Here is a 15,850-nt window from a genome sequence, read left to right on the forward strand (position 1 = left end):
ACGTTTTATGTTATATAAAGAAGGTGAAAGTAATTGGATTCATTTGATTCAAAGATTATTGAGGTGTTAATGGACAATTCCAGAATAAAATGGGCGGATCTTGCTGCCCGAATCGGATTATCAGCTCCTGCCACAGCAGAGAGGGTCAGCCGTCTGCAGGAGCAGGGGGTTATTAAGAAATTCGGAGCTGTAATTGATCCCGATTTAGCAGGGTGTGAGTTAACAGCATTCGTAGCGGTCTCTTTAGCCCGCCCTGAACATAGAACTCCCTTTCTGGAGTTAATGAATCAGTTGGCAGAGGTTCAGGAATGCCATCATATTGCAGGGGAAGATGACTACCTCCTGAAAATCCGCTGCCGGAATACGAAGGATCTGGATCGTGTAATCAGTCAGGAAATTAAGGGACTGGAAGGAATCATTCGAACAAAAACAACCATTGTAATGGATACGGCAAAAGAAACAACCCGGCTGCCCATCCATAAAGGAAGATAAATGGATATCCTGCTAACTATTAAAGGGATGCTGATTGGTCTTTCGATTGCAGCACCAGTGGGGCCAATCGGGGTTTTGTGCATTCAGAGGACACTTGCGCAAGGAAAAGCATCCGGTTTTGCAACGGGGTTAGGTGCCGCATCAGCCGATGCCGTGTACGGTTTGATTGCAGGCTTAGGTCTGACGGTCATTTCTGATGTGCTCATTGGATACCAGCTGTGGATTCAATTGCTTGGTGTTATTTTTCTGCTTTACTTGGGGGTGAAAACCATCCTCTCCAGGCCTTCACAAAAGGCTGCGCATGCTTCAGGGCAGAATATTGCGGTGAGCTATTTTTCAAGCTTCCTTCTCACGTTGGCCAATCCAATGACGATTTTATCCTTTGCCGCAATCTTAGGAGCGTCCGGTATTATCGTTTCGGACGGCGCGGCCGCGTCAGCACTCACTCTTGTATTTGGTATTTTTTCTGGATCTGCTTTGTGGTGGGGAATCCTATCGTTTAGTGCGGAATGGTTCAGAGAGCAGATGGGGGAAAACTCGTTAACGGTTATTAACCGAATATCAGGCGGAGTTATGATTTTGTTTGGAATCTTCTTTTTGGCAGGTGCAATTTATGCTCTTTCTTAAAGCGTTTATCCTTGGTTTTTCCGTTTCCGCACCAGTTGGGCCAATCGGAATCTTGTGCATTCAGCGGACACTGTCAAAGGGAAAAAGCGCGGGCTTTTTAACGGGATTTGGGGCAGTCACAGCGAATATCATCTATGCAGCCATCGCGGCGTTTGGGTTTTCAATGGTCTCTTCCTTTCTTCTGAAATATGAACTTTATCTAAAGATATTCGGTTCTGCATTTTTAATATATCTAGGGGTTAAAACGTTCTTAAAAAAACCTGCCAGCAATGCGGCGCAATTAGAGGGAGAGACGCTGTTCAGAATGTACGCTTCTACGTTTTTGCTAATGATCACCAATCCTGCTGCAATCCTGAACTTTGCGGCCATGTTTACAGGCCTCGGGTTTGATAAGGGGCTTGATTCCAGTTTTGCTTTAATAGGAGGGGTGTTTCTCGGAGCGTCCTTCTGGTGGATGATTCTGTCCATTGGAGTGAGTGCCTTCAAGAAAAGAATCGTACCGCACCTTTCGTTCATCAATAAGGCTGCTGGAGCATTAATCGTTCTCCTTGGAGTGCTGGCATTTTAAACGCCGGCTGCGTTTTTTTTCATCAGCGGAGGGAAAAGAACGGTAACGATGAACTTATTATGGAGGGTTGAGAGATGCTAGATACAATTGATTTATCTCAAACGATTAGTGATAAGGAGTATAAAAGCGAGCTGAAGGCGCTTCAGCTGAAACTGCTAGGATTGCAGCGGGCACTCGTTGAACATAAAATTGGCTGCGTTCTTGTGTTTGAGGGCTGGGATGCTGCCGGTAAAGGCGGATCCATCAAAAGAATTGCCGAAGGGCTTGACCCCAGGGGCTATAACGTTCACCCGGTGTCAGCCCCGACGCAGGAGGAAAAGGACCGCCACTATCTTCACCGTTTTTGGACGAACATGCCCAAAAAGGGCGGAATTACGATATTTGACCGTTCCTGGTATGGACGTGTTCTTGTAGAGAGGGTAGAAAAATTCGCGGCTGAAAAAGAGTGGATGAGAGCTTTTGAGCAAATCAATCAGTTTGAAAAATTAATGACGGATGAAGATTTTATTGTTCAAAAGTTTTGGTTCCATATTTCCAAGGATGAACAGCTGAAGCGCTTTAAGGAGCGGGAGAAGAATCCTTTGAAGAAATGGAAAATCACTGATGAAGACTGGCGCAACCGTGAAAAATGGGAGGATTATGTCCCGGCAGTTGAAGAAATGCTAAAGCGGACGAATACGGACGAAGCTCCATGGCATGTGGTCGAAGGCGAAGATAAGAAATTTGCTCGGGTTAAAACCCTCCAGCTTGTTACGCAGGCAATGGAAATGAAAGCGGCGGAAAAAGGAATTTCTCTCAAGGATTACCTTTGAATGCGCTCCGTGCCGTTTAACGCTCCCTTATTAAAGGAAATATTATAGAAGAACGATTTTACGCGGAGCGGAGTGAGTGATAATGGAACAGCGCGAAAAAATTGCCCTGACCGGCGCAAGCGGATATATCGGAAACAATTTGCTGCAAAAATTAACGGGATATTCGGATGTCATTGCACTATCGAGAAACGGAGATGACCGTGAAAACAGTGAGCATGTGGAATGGCGCTCATGCGATTTGTACTCGCTTGATTCGGCAGAAAAAGGGTTAGAAGGAGCGGATTATGCCGTCTACCTTGTCCATTCGATGATGCCGTCTGCTAAACTGACGCAGGCGAAATTCGAGGACATGGATTTGATTTTGGCCGATAACTTTGCAAGAGCAGCGAAAAAGAACGGCGTAAAGCAGATCATCTATATGAGCGGAATCATTCCGCAGGATACAGAGGAGCTGTCGCGCCATTTGAAAAGCAGACTCGAGGTAGAAAAGGTACTGGGTGCATACGGCACACCGGTTACAACGATCCGCGCAGGTCTCATAGTCGGTCCCAAAGGTTCTTCGTTCCCGATTTTGACGAAGCTTGTTAAACGGCTTCCGGCGATGCTCCTGCCTAAATGGACAAGGACGAAGACGCATCCGATTGCCCTGAAGGATGTCCTGACAGCCTTGAAAACAAGCATAGGGAACAAAAGGCTTTCTGGAAAATCCATTGATGTCGGCGGTCCCGAAGTGATGTCATACAAGGAAATGATGCAGCAGACTGCAGAAGTGATGGGCCGGAGCACCCGAACCATGGATGTTCCGTTTATGACGGTCACCTTATCGCGCCTATGGGTAAGCCTGATCACTCAGTCGCCGAAAGACATCGCCTATCCGCTTATCGAAAGTCTGAAGCACCCAATGGTCGCGCAAGAGGAAAACATGGACGATGAAATCAGCTACGGGCAGACTCCTTTTAAAGAAGCAGCACAGTTTGCACTTGAAGAGGAGAAAAAGGAAGAGGAAAAGAAATCCAAGTCCTCCTCTTCTAAAAAATCGGATGTTTCTGATGTCCGATCTGTCCAGCGCATCCTGCTTCCGGAAGGGAAGGATGCTGATTGGGCAGGGGATTACTATATGAAATGGCTTGCCGGACTGGCACGTCCGTTTTTGAAGGTTGAATCGGATGCAAACAGAGTCAGCCGTTTCTCACTTGCCGGCTGGAAAAAGCCGATTATGGAGCTTACCTATGCACCTGATCGAAGCTCCTCCAATCGGGCGCTCTACCGCATTACCGGAGGCACGTTTTCCAAGATGACGGAAGGAAGCAAGGGCAGGATTGAGTTCAGGCAAATTCCAGGAACCCAGGAATGCATCATCGCTATCCATGAATATCAGCCATCTCTGCCGTGGCTGATTTACCGTCTAACCCAGGCAAATGTTCATATCGCGGTCATGTATTTGTATAAGCGGCATCTGCTCTATTTGATAGATAAGAAGGAGGAGCATCAGCAGGATGGTCCGGTCAAACGGGTTGTGCATATGAATTAGCGATAAAAAAAGCTGCTTCCCAGTGTGAGGAGCAGCTTTTCTCTGTTAATCGCGTGCATCGAAACGAAGCCGTTTGTTCAAGGCCTGAATAATTGGCATACCGGCCGCCATGACGACAAACTCGCCTGCTGCGGTGGTGGCCCATGTAATCCAGAACGGGAAGCCTAGAGCGATATGAAGCTCCCATGCAATGATGAACATCGTGAACGTAAAGACGAGTGTGTTCACAGCCATAAGCGCCCATGTGTTTCGGATATATTTTGAAGCAAGGATCGTAATGAGAAGGGCAATGACCGATTGGCCTGTTCCGAAAATCAGATCGAAGCCCTTCATTGGCGACCAGATCAAATTGGATATAAACACACCGAGCACAATTCCATAGATGTATTTTTTATTAAATACAACAAGGTGGTTCAGCATCTCCGGTATACGGAACTGAATGTTGGAAAAGGCAATCGGCTGAATCAGCGTTGAAACCGCGATATAAATCGCAGCCAAAATAGCATTGGCTGACAGAGTTCTAATATTCATATTCTTCTACTCCTTAGTTTTTTAGCGTGGGAGGATCTCGAACCACGGCCGAAAGAAGTTATTATAGTATGGATGAAAAAAATTGTAAATAGAAAGTTGCTGGGGTGTTTTTTTTTGCCGATATGTACCGTGCGGTCGCAATTCGACAGAAGCCCGTTGATAAACGACAAAACCCCGTGCATAAAAAACAAATTTCCGTTTATATTCGACCAAACTCTGAGGACGTCCAGTTTTTCCGTTATCCTCCGCAGCAAAGTATAAGGGGGGCCGCCCGGGAGCCCCTATTTACCCATCCTCCCCCAATTCGTTATAATAAACCCCATAGAGGAGGAATTCCGTGTGTATTTAACGATTAAAGAAACAGCCGAATATCTTTCCCTGCCAGAGACGTATATTGAGGCGCTTGTTCATCAGAACAGAATCCGCTATGTATTTGACGGACAGGTTTATATGATTAATAAAGAGCAATTTAACGGACACTTGGACCAGCTTGAGAAGGCCAAGAAGCAGCTGGAGGAGTGGAGAAATGAACCGATTCCGGAGGATCCGGATGTGAAGGATGAGGATTGATTTAACATAAAAATGCCGCGGGAACATAAAGGAGAACAAGGTTTATAATGGATCGGGGTTTTGTGCGGAATGTGGGTCCGGGAGGGAGATTAGTTCCTGTTTTATACAGATTGTGGTTCGTGGAGACTAATCAGTTTCTGTGTTGCACTGACCCCAGGTTCGGTAAAGGAGTAAAGCTCCGTCCCTTGCGCTGGAAGTGCATAGTGCTGCAAGGGATTGCAGGGTTGCTGCTCTGCCCCTTGATGCGGTGGTGCAGCGGGGGTCAGTGCTGGCTTGCACCGCACTGCACTGCACACAAAATCCATGCACAGCCCCTGCCCCGCCGTAAACGAACGCCTGCAGCGGAAATCAACAGCCAAGTTTAGCAGGGATTTTATTAATAACCCATACTAGTTGGAAAATCAAACCGTAAATTTTACACGTGTGTCTTATCTGTATTGAAAATGAAATCCTCTTGCAATGTCATGAAAAAAATCAGTGATAAAATATGAAAATAGATACCTAGGATGTGTAAATGAATCTTAGACAGGGAAATTGAATCATACATACTCTATTTTTTGGAGGAAAATCATGACTGCAGAAACGCGTTTAAGCAAGAAAACATATTTTGAAGAGCTGGCACCGGATACGGGAGTGCATCCGGTCCAGGTATTGGGGACGATGCTGCTTGAGGAGCATATAAAAGAGGATGGGGATGCGTCGGAAATCCGCTTTGCCCAGGGCGAGGTTTATTTCCACAACAAGGATTATGAAGCAGCGATCTTTAAATGGGAGCATATCTCGAACGGGCTCGATCAGTGGGCAAGAAAAAACATGGCTGATGCTTATATGGAGCTTGGCATGGATGCCTCCGCTTTGGATTTATATAAAAGCATCGAAACGGAGAGCCTCGTTTTAAAGGTGGAGGTAGCCTTGCAGCTGTTCTCCTTGTACCTGCAGCAGGAGAAGCAGGATGCAGCGGTTTATTCCATTAAAAAAGCGGTGGCGCTCGATCCAGATTATCAGAATATCTCATTGATCGCCCGTGCTTTTTTTGAAGAGCATGAGGATTGGGAAAACGCCGTGGAGCTTGCTTCAAATGAAACCATTCGCACCCAGTCCCTCGATTGGGCAGAGGTTCTTAAGTCATACATAGACCGCGGACTGACTGAGCGGTTCGAGCCTTCTTATTTTAATGATGCCCTTGTGAGTCTGCACCAGGTGAGCCCGGGTCATTTTGAGGAACTCGTCCTTTCTTTATGGAATTCCTACACAGGACAGCCTGCATATCTGCCATGGCTGAATAATTTTAATAACGTCTTTCAAACGCTGCAAGGAGAGCAGACGCATTCCTGGAGAAAGCTGTCGAAGCGGCATGAGGAAACGTATCTGCACTTGATCAGCGGCCGTTACACAACGAAGGAGCTTTCAAGCGTACTGCCGGGCTTCCTCGTAAACTGGCTGACTATGTCAGACTCCACTCATGCTATTCTATCATCAGCGGCAGTTCTTGCCTGGAATGATCTTTTTCCGGACAGCATTCCCGGCAATCAGGTTTATCAGGCTGAAAACCTTGTAAGCTGGAAAACAAATAGTATTTCCGGCTTGGAAGAAACCGTTGAACTGTTTGACGCAGTCAAGAAGTGGAGTCTAGAAAATGAAGTGGAGATTGGCCAGCAGGCAAACTGGATGGTCGAGGAGCTGCTCGATTTGAATACACGCCAGCTGTTAGTCGCCGGTTCAGCAAGCTCGGGGAAATCCTCCTTTATCAATTCAGTTCTTGATGAGCCGGTGCTTGGTGAGGAAAGCTCAACCGTAGTGATTGTGAGAGACCATCATGAGACGGAAATCAGGGAAGTGGCTTCAGCCCGGGGGGCAGACAGTACACAGGGAAGCGAACGCTTTATTGAGTATAGCCTGCCTTCTGCATTTTTAAGAAAGCATGGCTTGGCGATGATTGATTCCCCTGGCTTCAACAGCCGGATGGGCGGAAGAAATGAAGTGCATCAATATATCAATCTTGCGGACAGCCTGCTGTTTATTCTTTCTGCCAATGCACCGTTCACTCCACAGGAGGCCGAGTTCCTCTTGAGGATACGGGATCTTGCTCCAGACATGCCAATCCATTTCATTTTGAATAAAATGGACACGATTTATGGGGAGGAAGAAGCGCGCAGGGTATTAGAGGACACAGAGGAAAGAATTGCAGCGGTCTTCCCGGATTCAAAAGTGTTTGCTTATTCTTCCCACTATAAGAGCAGTCAGCAGCTTGCCAGGTTCAACGAATTCTTCAATGTGAATTTTGAGCAGGCAAGAATGGAGAACCGCGTGGCTAAGCTACTCTATATCATCCGGACGACGATTACAGATCTTTTCGATAAGCGTCTCGATCATGAGCGGGCGCTTGAGAAATCCATTGCCTGGAATGAGGATATGGTCTCTAAGCTGAATGGAGCCATTCATCAGCTTGAAGATTTAGAAAAAGAAAAATCGGCAGAAATACGCCGCTATTTCCATACAGTAAAGTCAGAAATCAGACAGGACATGACGGTGAAAATTCCGGAAATGATCCGCGCCTGCTCGAAGCTTGTGCGCGAGGACAGTGATTTTGGAAAAATTCATCTGCAGCTGAACGAAGAGATGAATCAGCGCATCCAGCTATATATGGAGGATACGGTGCTGCCGATGTACCGTGATTCCCTGTACGAGTGGATTGCTTCTTCCCATGAAGAATTGATGCACAGCCAGGCCTTCCTTGATGAAATGAGCTCCGGCTTCAACAAGCTCTTTGAAACAGACCGGATGGAGCTTGCCTGCGATTTCAAAATCGCCGAGGATTGGCGGCGTGACGTTCAGCGTATGACAAGCGGTGTTCAGCTCGAGAAAGTAAATATTCTTCTGCGGCATACGCCTTCACAGTTTCTATTGAAAAGTGCAGGGAAACTGATCAATGCCATTGCCCAAAATAAAACCGTGATGATTAACCGCTATACTCAATACATTGAGAATGAGGATTACACGGAGCTGACAGAATCCATCATCACCAAATTCTTATTGCCATTTGACGTATTTGAAAATGGAATTGATCGTGACCTGTCGCTGTTTTTCCAAAACCCGGACGATGTCCTGAAACAGACGGTTATCGAAACACAGGCGGAAATCGCAGCGAAACAAAGCAAATTGCTGGATATGAAAAACAATCAGGGGACATTCAAGGAGTCTCTTACTCTCTTTGAATTGCGCCTTCGCCAATATGAATGGATGCTTCTTGGCAGCCGGTAAAAACAATAACGTGATCATGAAATCGGGCAGCGCAGTCTGGCCGGTTTCTTTCGCTTTATCAGGACCCGTTTCCCGGGGCAGTTCCTTATCCTGCTTCCTTAATTGCCAATGAAAAATCACGCTGATAAAATTTCACTTTATGCGATTTCTCTTTTAAGTGGTAAACTAATAGAAAAGAACATAATGGAGGGATTCAATTGACCGGACACATTGAATACGTAACGGTTGCTCAAAGCGGAGAAAAGCCTTTGCAGCTTCAAGTGAAAAGACTGGCTTTTTATAACCGGATGAGAATTGCTGAAGCAGTCCACCCGGAAAAAGGCACCTGCTATTTGTTCTTCTATCAAAATCAATTTTTGACCGGCAAGCATACCACTCCCAAAAAAGGCTCAATGCTGAGCAGGGCGTTCCGCAGCGGAATTGTTCTTGATGCACCCCATCCCCTCATTGATGCTCTATTTACACCCCCGCAGGTTTTCCAGTTAAGGACGGTAACCCAGCTGTTCAAGTCCCTTTCCAAACAGCTCACTCCCCAGGAAACCGTCTATATTCTTTCCCATTTCGATTCGTTTGTTTCAAAAGATAAAATTACCGAGGCCTGCAAGTCGTTTTTCTTCCAATACAGGAGAAGCGGCCAGTTCAGGATGGCCCATCAAGTATTGATGACACTCCTCGATGCAGATTCGAAAAACCAGTGGGCCAGTGAATTGTCCCAGCATTTGGATTACTTGAAATACCGGCTCCTGTACGAAGGCGGGTATACAGAGATGAAGGCAATCGATCCGCTGCATGCAGAAGTGCTTTGCCGGAAGAAGAAAAAAACGGAGCCTTCCTTTACAAGACTGCAGAAGCTCCTTTCCGAGCAGAACAGATGGATGGATCAAGCGGCTCTTTATATCAAGTATTTCAAAAATGAAGAGGAGCCTTCAGCTGAATACTATGAAGAGTTTTCGAAGCTTCTTGCCGCTCATTTTTCAAACAGGGAGCGCGCCATTATCTTATGGGATTCATGCAAAAATCATCTGAAGGATGGGAAGGCGCAGCAGGATTTAGTGGATGCCCTGCTAAGCGATGCCCGGCTTGAGGATGCAGTTTCGGTTCTTATCGAGTCTGGAGATTGCGATTCTGAACAGCTGATGGCGCTGTTGTCCAATCCTGATATAGATTATAAGAAGTTTGATGAGGAGAAGCTGCAGCTCTTTTTAATCAACTTCAAGGATCACAAAGCATGCGGTCAGATGCTGCGGATAATGGTCCCGAATATGCTGAAACATCGGGAATTTTCAGCAGTATTGAATTGGCTGCTTCCCATTCCTTCTCTCCTTACGGAAAACTTCAAAAAAATGGCTGCCTACCAGGATGACCCGGAGCAGCAGCTTGAGCTGGGAAGATTGTATGTGGAAATTAAGCAATACCAAAAAGCGATTGATTGCTTCAGCTGGGAAATGGAATTGAATCCCTCCAACCCTGAACCGGTGCAGTGGCTTTCGAAAACCTATAAAGAGATGGGCATGTCCCAGGAAGCAAAAGCGTACATGTCGATTTTACATACGATGCAGAAGGCCTCAAACAGCTAAAAAGCCTACATCACGCTGCCGCCTGAGATTTTAATGGACTCACCGACGATATTGCCGGCAGCAGTGGTGAGCAGAAACAAAATGGTTTGCGCCACTTCCTCAGGAGTGCTGATCCGTCCGGAAGGGATGCCCGCCTCCGCTGTTTTTAGCTGTTCTTCATAGCTTCGGCCCGATTTTTCACCTTTCCGTTCAATGCTGTCCCGGCCCATTTTCGTATCCACATAGCCCGGACACACAGCATTTACACGGATACCATGTTCGATTGCTTCTACAGCAAAGGACTGAGTAAATCCGATAAGCGCAAATTTAGAACCGGCGTAAGCACTGTTGCCGGCTGTACCTCTCAGTCCGGATAAAGAGGAGACATTCACTACTGCTCCGCCGTTCGTTTTTAGCATTTCTTTATAGACCGCCTGAGTTAAGAGGACCGTGGAGGTGAAGTTTAACTCCATAATCTTTCTTAAATCCTGCTCATCAAGCTCATCAAGTGAAGCACCGCCTGCAATACCGGCTCCATTAACAAGACCTGTAATCGGACCGTTCTCCATGATGGCTGCTTCAATGAGGCTTTGCCTGTCATTGGCATCATCGAGATCTGCACTAAACAGAGTAACGTTTGATAGAGGATTCTGTTCCTCGCACTCTCCTTTTAACAAAGAGAGTTTGTCTTCGTTTCTTCCAGTAATGGTTAAATGCGCACCGGCTGCAGCACATGCCTTGGCTGTTTCATAGCCGATCCCGCCGGTTGCACCGGTAATGAGGATATGCTGATCCTTTAATGCATCCGCTGAAAAAATGGTCATCATTTGGCCTCCTTGTTATCATAATACTCACATTCCCTATCCCTATTATGTAAAAACACACAAGTGCTGGAGTGTTTTAATCCAAACGATTAAGGTAAATAGAAACGAAAAAGAAGAGAGAGGGATCATGTTGATAGGAAATAAAGACATCGTGACAGGAATGCTTGTGGATGTAGAAACCACAGGATTGTCTCCAAAACAGGATGAAATGATTGAAATAGGAATACTGCTGTTCCGGTATAATCAGGCAGCTGATGAATTTTTAGAAATCGAAGAAAAGCACTCGTATTTGAGGGAGCCTCAGTCCTCCGGAGCTCTTGCCAACTATCCGTTTGCACAGCGGGTCCACGGCATTCCATTTGAGGCTGTCCAGGGACAGGCTTTTGAAGATGAACGGGTACAGGAGGCTTTTGCAAAAGCTGATTTCGCGATGGCACATAATGCCTCCTTTGATCGAAGCTTCATTTGCACGATGTATCCGGAAGCCGCTGAGCTAAGATGGCATTGTACAGTCCGGCATATTCCATGGAAGGAATACGGTTTTTCGAATTCCAAGCTTCTTTACCTGGTTCAGCAGCATGGTCTTGGTTCGTCTCAAACTCACCGTGCGCTCGATGATGTCATGCAGCTGCATGCGCTTCTTCAATGTAAAAACGAAGATGAGGAATCCTATCTCAAAGCTGCGCTGTCACGGCGGCCGATGGGGAAATACGGAGAGAAGAAAACCGGATACAGACGGTTTGGAACAAGATAATCATACAAAAAGGCCGCCTGGTTCCACCAGGCGGCCTTTTCTTATTAGCTATTCTCCTAAAATCTCCTGCACACGCCCTACCTGTCCATCCTGAAGCCGGACTTTTATGCCGTGGGGATGATTCGGGGAGTTGGTCAGAATATCCTTAACCGTTCCCTCTGTCAGCTTCCCGGTACGCTGGTCGGCTTTCAGCACGATGTTCACCCGGATGCCAGGCTTGATGCTGCTTCTTTGGCGGCCGTCCATGATTAGACGCCCGTCCGGCGGCGCTGGTTATTTGGTTTTTTCGTCAGCTGATTCGTCATTTTCTTTGTGGATTTAACAAGTCCATTATCCGCTTGTCCTCCAGCCTGTTCTTTCTTCTTAGCAGCGAGCTTATTTTTCATCGCTTCCTGCAGGCTCATCTTCGCTTTCGGCTGTTCTTCTGTTTGCTTGCTGTTCTCATTTTGGCTCATGTATAGGCCCTCCTTATAAATGAAATTGTAAACTATTTTCCTTGAAAACTAAAAAAGTGCTGATTTGACCCGATAATACTAATACGTAATCTTTTATCCCGTATTTACGGGCATTAAACCACGCCTAAAGACTTGAGAAAACAAGATGGGAAGGGAAACTGCCCGTAAAAGGCTGACATACCAATATAGACTGGACGCCTTTTTATGGAAAAGTCTCTGGGACCCGAATCCCGTGGCGTCTCGTAAGCAGCAGCGCAATCCCTGCAGCTGGAAGTTTCACTTTATAAAACTGAATGCAGCATGCACGTTTTGCATGAAAAAGAGAGTAAAGGAAGATGAACAGTGGATCCAAATGGGGTAGACCATCTTGAAATCTTTGTAGATCCCATCATCTACGGAGTATGTGCAATTCTTAGCATGCTAAGCGTACTTGGAATTTTAGCTTATTCCATTAAACTGAAAGATCATCCAGGAGTCTCTTTTCTGGAAAAAATCAGCGTATCAGCAGGAATCGGGTTTTTATTTTGGATAACTCAGATTCTATTCTACACCTCTTTGCACTTTTCGGTTAGTCCTGATGTGACGAACCTGGTGTATTTGCCTATTTTTATTTTCCTGATTTTCTTTTTATTTCAATTTATCAGCAGCAGGAAGGCAGGGCAAATAGGCCATAATCATTACGCAAAGGTTTGCCTTTATATGACCTGCGCGCTTTTAGCAGCAGATTATGCTGGCTTCTATCCCATCTACGAAGGCCAGATGGACTTGAACTTTCTATTAATTATCATTTGCGCCACTATTGTGGTGGGCACGGTATTTTCAGGTGCTCAGCTTCTGTTCATTGTTTTGGATGAAGAATCCAAGCGTTCTGCCATGTATTGGGGGCTAACAGGAAGTATTCTGATTGGAAGTGCGCTTTCTGTTTTTCCTTACATGGTGATTTTGTCTGTCCTCTCAGTCAGCGATCAGCATCATCCGTTTGTTCTTTTGCCTTATGCAATCGGCCTGATTTCTATGGCAGCACTTGAATTTATTCCATCCTATTATTCATACCGCAAGCTCAATGTGAAGAAGGAAGAATATGCCTCCCTTTATCAAAATAACCTGGATGCCGTGTTTACCCTGAGTACCGGAGGGATCATTACCGGATGCAACCATGCAGCGGAAATACTGACCGGTTATACAGAAAAGGAACTGCAGGGAAAGAGGTATGCACTGCTCGGGCACAGTGAGGAAATCAGCAGTCTATATGTGACGAAAGCACTCGCAGGTGAAGCGTTTTCCGCCGAGGTTGAAATTAACATGAAGGACGGGAACCCGCTCACTGTCATTGCCTCTATTATTTCGATTACAGCCCATGGAAAGGCAACTGGCATTTATGCCATCCTTAAGGACATTACGGAAATTAAAGAGGCTGAAGAAACTATTCAGCAGCTCGCTTTTTACGACGATCTAACAGGACTTCCGAACCAAAAGCGCTTTAAATATTTGGTAAGCCAAACCAAGATTCCGTATACACTTGTCTCCATCGCTATTGTGAATCTGCAGAGCATCGAGGAGCTTTATGGGGAGAGGGCTGCAGCGGAAGTCATTAAGGCCGCGGCGGAGAAATTGAAAAACAGTATGCCGGAGGGTTCGATTCTTGGCAGTACAGATCCCGGCATTTTCTCGCTGGCTCTCTTTGGCAAAAAGCCGGGGGAATTAAACAGTTCCTATTTTTACGCTTTGGAAAAGCCGGTCTGCTATAAGGAAACGTTTGTGAATATCACAGCTGCCGTAGGAGCTGCAGTCTACCCTGAGCACAGTGCCAGCCATGAGGAAATATTTAAATATGCAAGCATGGCCCTGAATGTGGCAAAGAACCGGAGTACCAGCAAGCATCTGACGTTCTCGAATGAACTGAATGAACATTACCACCGGGAACTTTATACGGAGAATGAATTAAGGAAAGCCATCCTGAATGAAGAGCTGACGGTACACTATCAGCCGAAATTCAGCCTGGAAACGGGGCAGTATAATAGTGCAGAAGCGCTTGTGAGATGGGTTCATCCGGAATTGGGACCTGTATCGCCTGCTGTGTTCATTCCGATTGCAGAAAAAACCGGGCTGATCCGGGGGCTGGAAAGATTCGTACTGAAAACGGCTTTTCTGCAAATGAAGCAATGGAAGGAAATCGGGTATCCGTTTCAGCGTGTAGCCGTGAATTTTTCCCATTATCATTTTTATGACGATGGGATTGTAGATACTGTGAAAGAAATACTGGAAGTTACAGGTCTTGTTCCTGAGTGTGCAGAAATAGAAATCACGGAAAGTGCGATGATTGAAAATAAGGAAGAAACAATCAGCAAGCTGAACGAGCTGAAGAAACTCGGCATCAAAATCAGCCTGGACGACTTTGGGACGGGCTACAGCTCCTTAAGCTATTTGCAGGAGCTTCCGATAGATGTGCTGAAAATCGACCGTTCGTTTATCAATAAAATCAATACGAGCAAGCAAAGCAATGCCATTCTTTCCAGCATTATCGCCATTGCAAAAGACCTCAATCTGGAAATCGTCGCAGAAGGGGTCGAGACAAAAGAGCAGCTTGAATTCCTTGAAGCGCTCCACTGTCCATCCATACAGGGCTTTTATTTTAGTCCGCCGCTGCCGCCGTCGGATATGGATGCATTATTAACCAATCATATTGGATATAAATAAGGGATCTTTTGAAATTGGAACAGTTTTGGCTGATTTCCGCTGCAGGGTTACTCAAGCTTTCAAAGGGGCGGGCAGTGAACCTCCTCCGCGCTCTGCGCCTGCGGGATCTCACCTGTCCCGCTGGAGTCTCGCGCCTTCCGCTTCAATAAACCTTACCCATTTTGGGTAATGAACAAAGTTATCCTTAATATCTAATGGAAAACAAAAACCCGGAAATGCTCAAAGCCAGCGTTTCCGGGTTTTCATATTATTGCTCTTGGCAATGCTTTTTAGCCACTTTTCTATAAGCTTTTTGCCATTTTCAGGACGGCTTTTTGAAGAGAGCTTTCCGTTTTCATTCCTGAGAAATCAATGCCAAGCTGGATGGCTGTCTGAGCAACCTCTGGCCTGATGCCGCAAATGACCGTTTCCACTCCAATGAGTCTCAGTGCTTCAGTCAGCTGGAAAATCTCCTTTGCTACCATCGTGTCAACGGTTACGACTCCTGATAAGTCCAGAATCAGCACATTAATCCCCGAGTCGATGCTTTGCTGCAGAGACGATTCCAGGATGTTTTTTGCCCTGGCCGTGTCAATGTCTCCGATGATCGGGAGGAGCCCGATATCTTTAGTCAGCTCTATAACGGGTGCGCTCAATTCTTTAATGAGAGAGGATTGAGCTTCAAGCCGGATCATCATAATTTTCATGAATTCTTTCGTAAATGATTCATTTACAAAGTCCAAGGCCGTATTTAACTTCTTCTCCCAGTACAAAAGGTCCTGGATTGTAATAGGAAGGTCCGTTTCTAAAGTGAATCGCTCAATAAACTGCCAGAAAACCCGGCGGAATATGCCGAAATTACGGGTAACCTCCCCAATGGAAGTCCTTGACTGGGCTCTGTCAGCAGCTGTCTTTTTTGTCCAGGCTCCAATGGTTTCCTTCATATCTTCATAGCTCTGGTCAAGCGATTTGGCGACAAGTCTCACATAGTTGGAATTTTGTTCTTTGACCTTCTCCGTGATTTGCGGAGGAGCATCAAGGGAATAATCGGATCCTGGCTTAACTGATTGATGAGTGAACCATTCTTCCGTGAATTGTGGAGCTGTTTCAACGAGAAACTGATAGAGTGCTTTTGCTTTTGTTTCCATAATATCTCCTTGGAGGGTAAGTCATGCTTTTCTTAATCTGAGCCT

At 46.0% G+C, this 15,850-nt stretch carries 15 protein-coding genes and 1 riboswitch; of the genes, 10 read left to right on the plus strand and 5 right to left on the minus strand.

Going from position 1 to position 15,850, the window contains the following annotated elements:
* Nucleotides 1-33 precede the first annotated feature (33 nt).
* From J9317_RS02630 to J9317_RS02650, 5 genes are all read left to right on the plus strand, one after another.
* Nucleotides 34-492, plus strand: coding sequence for an Lrp/AsnC family transcriptional regulator (locus tag J9317_RS02630; RefSeq protein ID WP_211556291.1), 459 nt, complete (start codon nt 34-36; stop codon nt 490-492).
* The gene (locus J9317_RS02635; RefSeq protein ID WP_211556294.1) at nt 493-1,119 is read left to right on the plus strand and encodes a LysE family translocator; all 627 of its coding nucleotides are present in this window, start codon (nt 493-495) and stop codon (nt 1,117-1,119) included. It begins immediately after the preceding gene.
* Nucleotides 1,106-1,687: a LysE family translocator gene (locus tag J9317_RS02640; protein WP_211556296.1), complete on the plus strand. Its 582-nt coding sequence runs from the start codon at nt 1,106-1,108 to the stop codon at nt 1,685-1,687. The genes J9317_RS02635 and J9317_RS02640 overlap by 14 nt, the downstream gene beginning before the upstream one ends.
* Before the next feature lie 74 nt (nt 1,688-1,761).
* Nucleotides 1,762-2,499, plus strand: a complete 738-nt coding sequence (locus tag J9317_RS02645; protein WP_211556298.1) for a UDP-galactose-lipid carrier transferase — start codon at nt 1,762-1,764, stop codon at nt 2,497-2,499.
* Nucleotides 2,500-2,581: 82 nt separating this feature from the next.
* The gene (locus J9317_RS02650) at nt 2,582-4,030 is read left to right on the plus strand and encodes an NAD(P)H-binding protein (RefSeq protein WP_211556300.1); all 1,449 of its coding nucleotides are present in this window, start codon (nt 2,582-2,584) and stop codon (nt 4,028-4,030) included.
* Between the two features lie 45 nt (nt 4,031-4,075).
* Here the strand turns inward: J9317_RS02650 and J9317_RS02655 are convergent, their stop codons facing one another.
* Complete coding sequence (locus J9317_RS02655) at nt 4,076-4,561, minus strand: QueT transporter family protein (RefSeq protein WP_211556302.1); 486 nt, start codon at nt 4,559-4,561, stop codon at nt 4,076-4,078.
* Between the two features lie 7 nt (nt 4,562-4,568).
* Nucleotides 4,569-4,613, minus strand: a riboswitch (PreQ1 riboswitch).
* 287 nt (nt 4,614-4,900) lie between these two features.
* Here J9317_RS02655 and J9317_RS02660 point away from each other — a divergent pair.
* The 3 genes from J9317_RS02660 (at nt 4,901) to J9317_RS02670 (ending at nt 9,969) form a co-directional block, all read left to right on the plus strand.
* Nucleotides 4,901-5,131 carry an excisionase family DNA-binding protein gene (locus tag J9317_RS02660; RefSeq protein ID WP_211556304.1) on the plus strand — a complete coding sequence of 77 codons (231 nt, stop codon included), beginning with the start codon at nt 4,901-4,903 and terminating at the stop codon, nt 5,129-5,131.
* Between the two features lie 570 nt (nt 5,132-5,701).
* Nucleotides 5,702-8,392 carry a dynamin family protein gene (locus J9317_RS02665; protein ID WP_211556306.1) on the plus strand — a complete coding sequence of 897 codons (2,691 nt, stop codon included), beginning with the start codon at nt 5,702-5,704 and terminating at the stop codon, nt 8,390-8,392.
* Nucleotides 8,393-8,589: 197 nt separating this feature from the next.
* Nucleotides 8,590-9,969: a tetratricopeptide repeat protein gene (locus J9317_RS02670; protein ID WP_211556308.1), complete on the plus strand. Its 1,380-nt coding sequence runs from the start codon at nt 8,590-8,592 to the stop codon at nt 9,967-9,969.
* Between the two features lie 5 nt (nt 9,970-9,974).
* Here J9317_RS02670 and J9317_RS02675 read toward each other — a convergent pair whose 3' ends face one another.
* A complete protein-coding gene (locus tag J9317_RS02675; protein WP_211556310.1) occupies nt 9,975-10,772 on the minus strand; it encodes an SDR family NAD(P)-dependent oxidoreductase in 798 nt (265 codons plus the stop codon).
* A gap of 127 nt (nt 10,773-10,899) precedes the next feature.
* Between J9317_RS02675 and J9317_RS02680 the strand changes: the two genes are divergently transcribed.
* Nucleotides 10,900-11,526, plus strand: a complete 627-nt coding sequence (locus J9317_RS02680) for an exonuclease domain-containing protein (protein ID WP_249291964.1) — start codon at nt 10,900-10,902, stop codon at nt 11,524-11,526.
* A 48-nt stretch (nt 11,527-11,574) separates the two neighbouring features.
* Here J9317_RS02680 and J9317_RS02685 read toward each other — a convergent pair whose 3' ends face one another.
* Nucleotides 11,575-11,772: a YwbE family protein gene (locus J9317_RS02685; RefSeq protein WP_211556312.1), complete on the minus strand. Its 198-nt coding sequence runs from the start codon at nt 11,770-11,772 to the stop codon at nt 11,575-11,577.
* A gap of 2 nt (nt 11,773-11,774) precedes the next feature.
* Nucleotides 11,775-11,981, minus strand: coding sequence for a hypothetical protein (locus J9317_RS02690; RefSeq protein ID WP_211556314.1), 207 nt, complete (start codon nt 11,979-11,981; stop codon nt 11,775-11,777).
* A gap of 342 nt (nt 11,982-12,323) precedes the next feature.
* On the opposite strand from J9317_RS02690, the gene J9317_RS02695 reads away from it, so the two are divergent.
* Entirely contained in the window at nt 12,324-14,678 is a 2,355-nt protein-coding gene (locus tag J9317_RS02695) for a putative bifunctional diguanylate cyclase/phosphodiesterase (RefSeq protein ID WP_211556316.1), read from the plus strand.
* 281 nt (nt 14,679-14,959) lie between these two features.
* Here J9317_RS02695 and J9317_RS02700 read toward each other — a convergent pair whose 3' ends face one another.
* A complete protein-coding gene (locus tag J9317_RS02700) occupies nt 14,960-15,805 on the minus strand; it encodes an STAS domain-containing protein (protein WP_211556318.1) in 846 nt (281 codons plus the stop codon).
* Nucleotides 15,806-15,850 lie beyond the last annotated feature (45 nt).

Source organism: Metabacillus flavus (assembly GCF_018283675.1).
Taxonomy (GTDB): domain Bacteria; phylum Bacillota; class Bacilli; order Bacillales; family Bacillaceae; genus Metabacillus_B; species Metabacillus_B flavus.

What these genes read in the sequence shown, in the direction of transcription:
- J9317_RS02640 (WP_211556296.1), top strand. Translation starts at nt 1,106, where the DNA reads ATGCTCTTTCTTAAAGCGTTTATCCTTGGTTTTTCCGTTTCCGCACCA.
- J9317_RS02680 (WP_249291964.1), top strand. Translation starts at nt 10,900, where the DNA reads ATGTTGATAGGAAATAAAGACATCGTGACAGGAATGCTTGTGGATGTA.
- J9317_RS02645 (WP_211556298.1), top strand. Translation starts at nt 1,762, where the DNA reads ATGCTAGATACAATTGATTTATCTCAAACGATTAGTGATAAGGAGTAT.
- J9317_RS02685 (WP_211556312.1), bottom strand. Translation starts at nt 11,772, where the DNA reads ATGGACGGCCGCCAAAGAAGCAGCATCAAGCCTGGCATCCGGGTGAAC.
- J9317_RS02665 (WP_211556306.1), top strand. Translation starts at nt 5,702, where the DNA reads ATGACTGCAGAAACGCGTTTAAGCAAGAAAACATATTTTGAAGAGCTG.
- J9317_RS02690 (WP_211556314.1), bottom strand. Translation starts at nt 11,981, where the DNA reads ATGAGCCAAAATGAGAACAGCAAGCAAACAGAAGAACAGCCGAAAGCG.
- J9317_RS02675 (WP_211556310.1), bottom strand. Translation starts at nt 10,772, where the DNA reads ATGACCATTTTTTCAGCGGATGCATTAAAGGATCAGCATATCCTCATT.
- J9317_RS02655 (WP_211556302.1), bottom strand. Translation starts at nt 4,561, where the DNA reads ATGAATATTAGAACTCTGTCAGCCAATGCTATTTTGGCTGCGATTTAT.
- J9317_RS02650 (WP_211556300.1), top strand. Translation starts at nt 2,582, where the DNA reads ATGGAACAGCGCGAAAAAATTGCCCTGACCGGCGCAAGCGGATATATC.
- J9317_RS02700 (WP_211556318.1), bottom strand. Translation starts at nt 15,805, where the DNA reads ATGGAAACAAAAGCAAAAGCACTCTATCAGTTTCTCGTTGAAACAGCT.
- J9317_RS02635 (WP_211556294.1), top strand. Translation starts at nt 493, where the DNA reads ATGGATATCCTGCTAACTATTAAAGGGATGCTGATTGGTCTTTCGATT.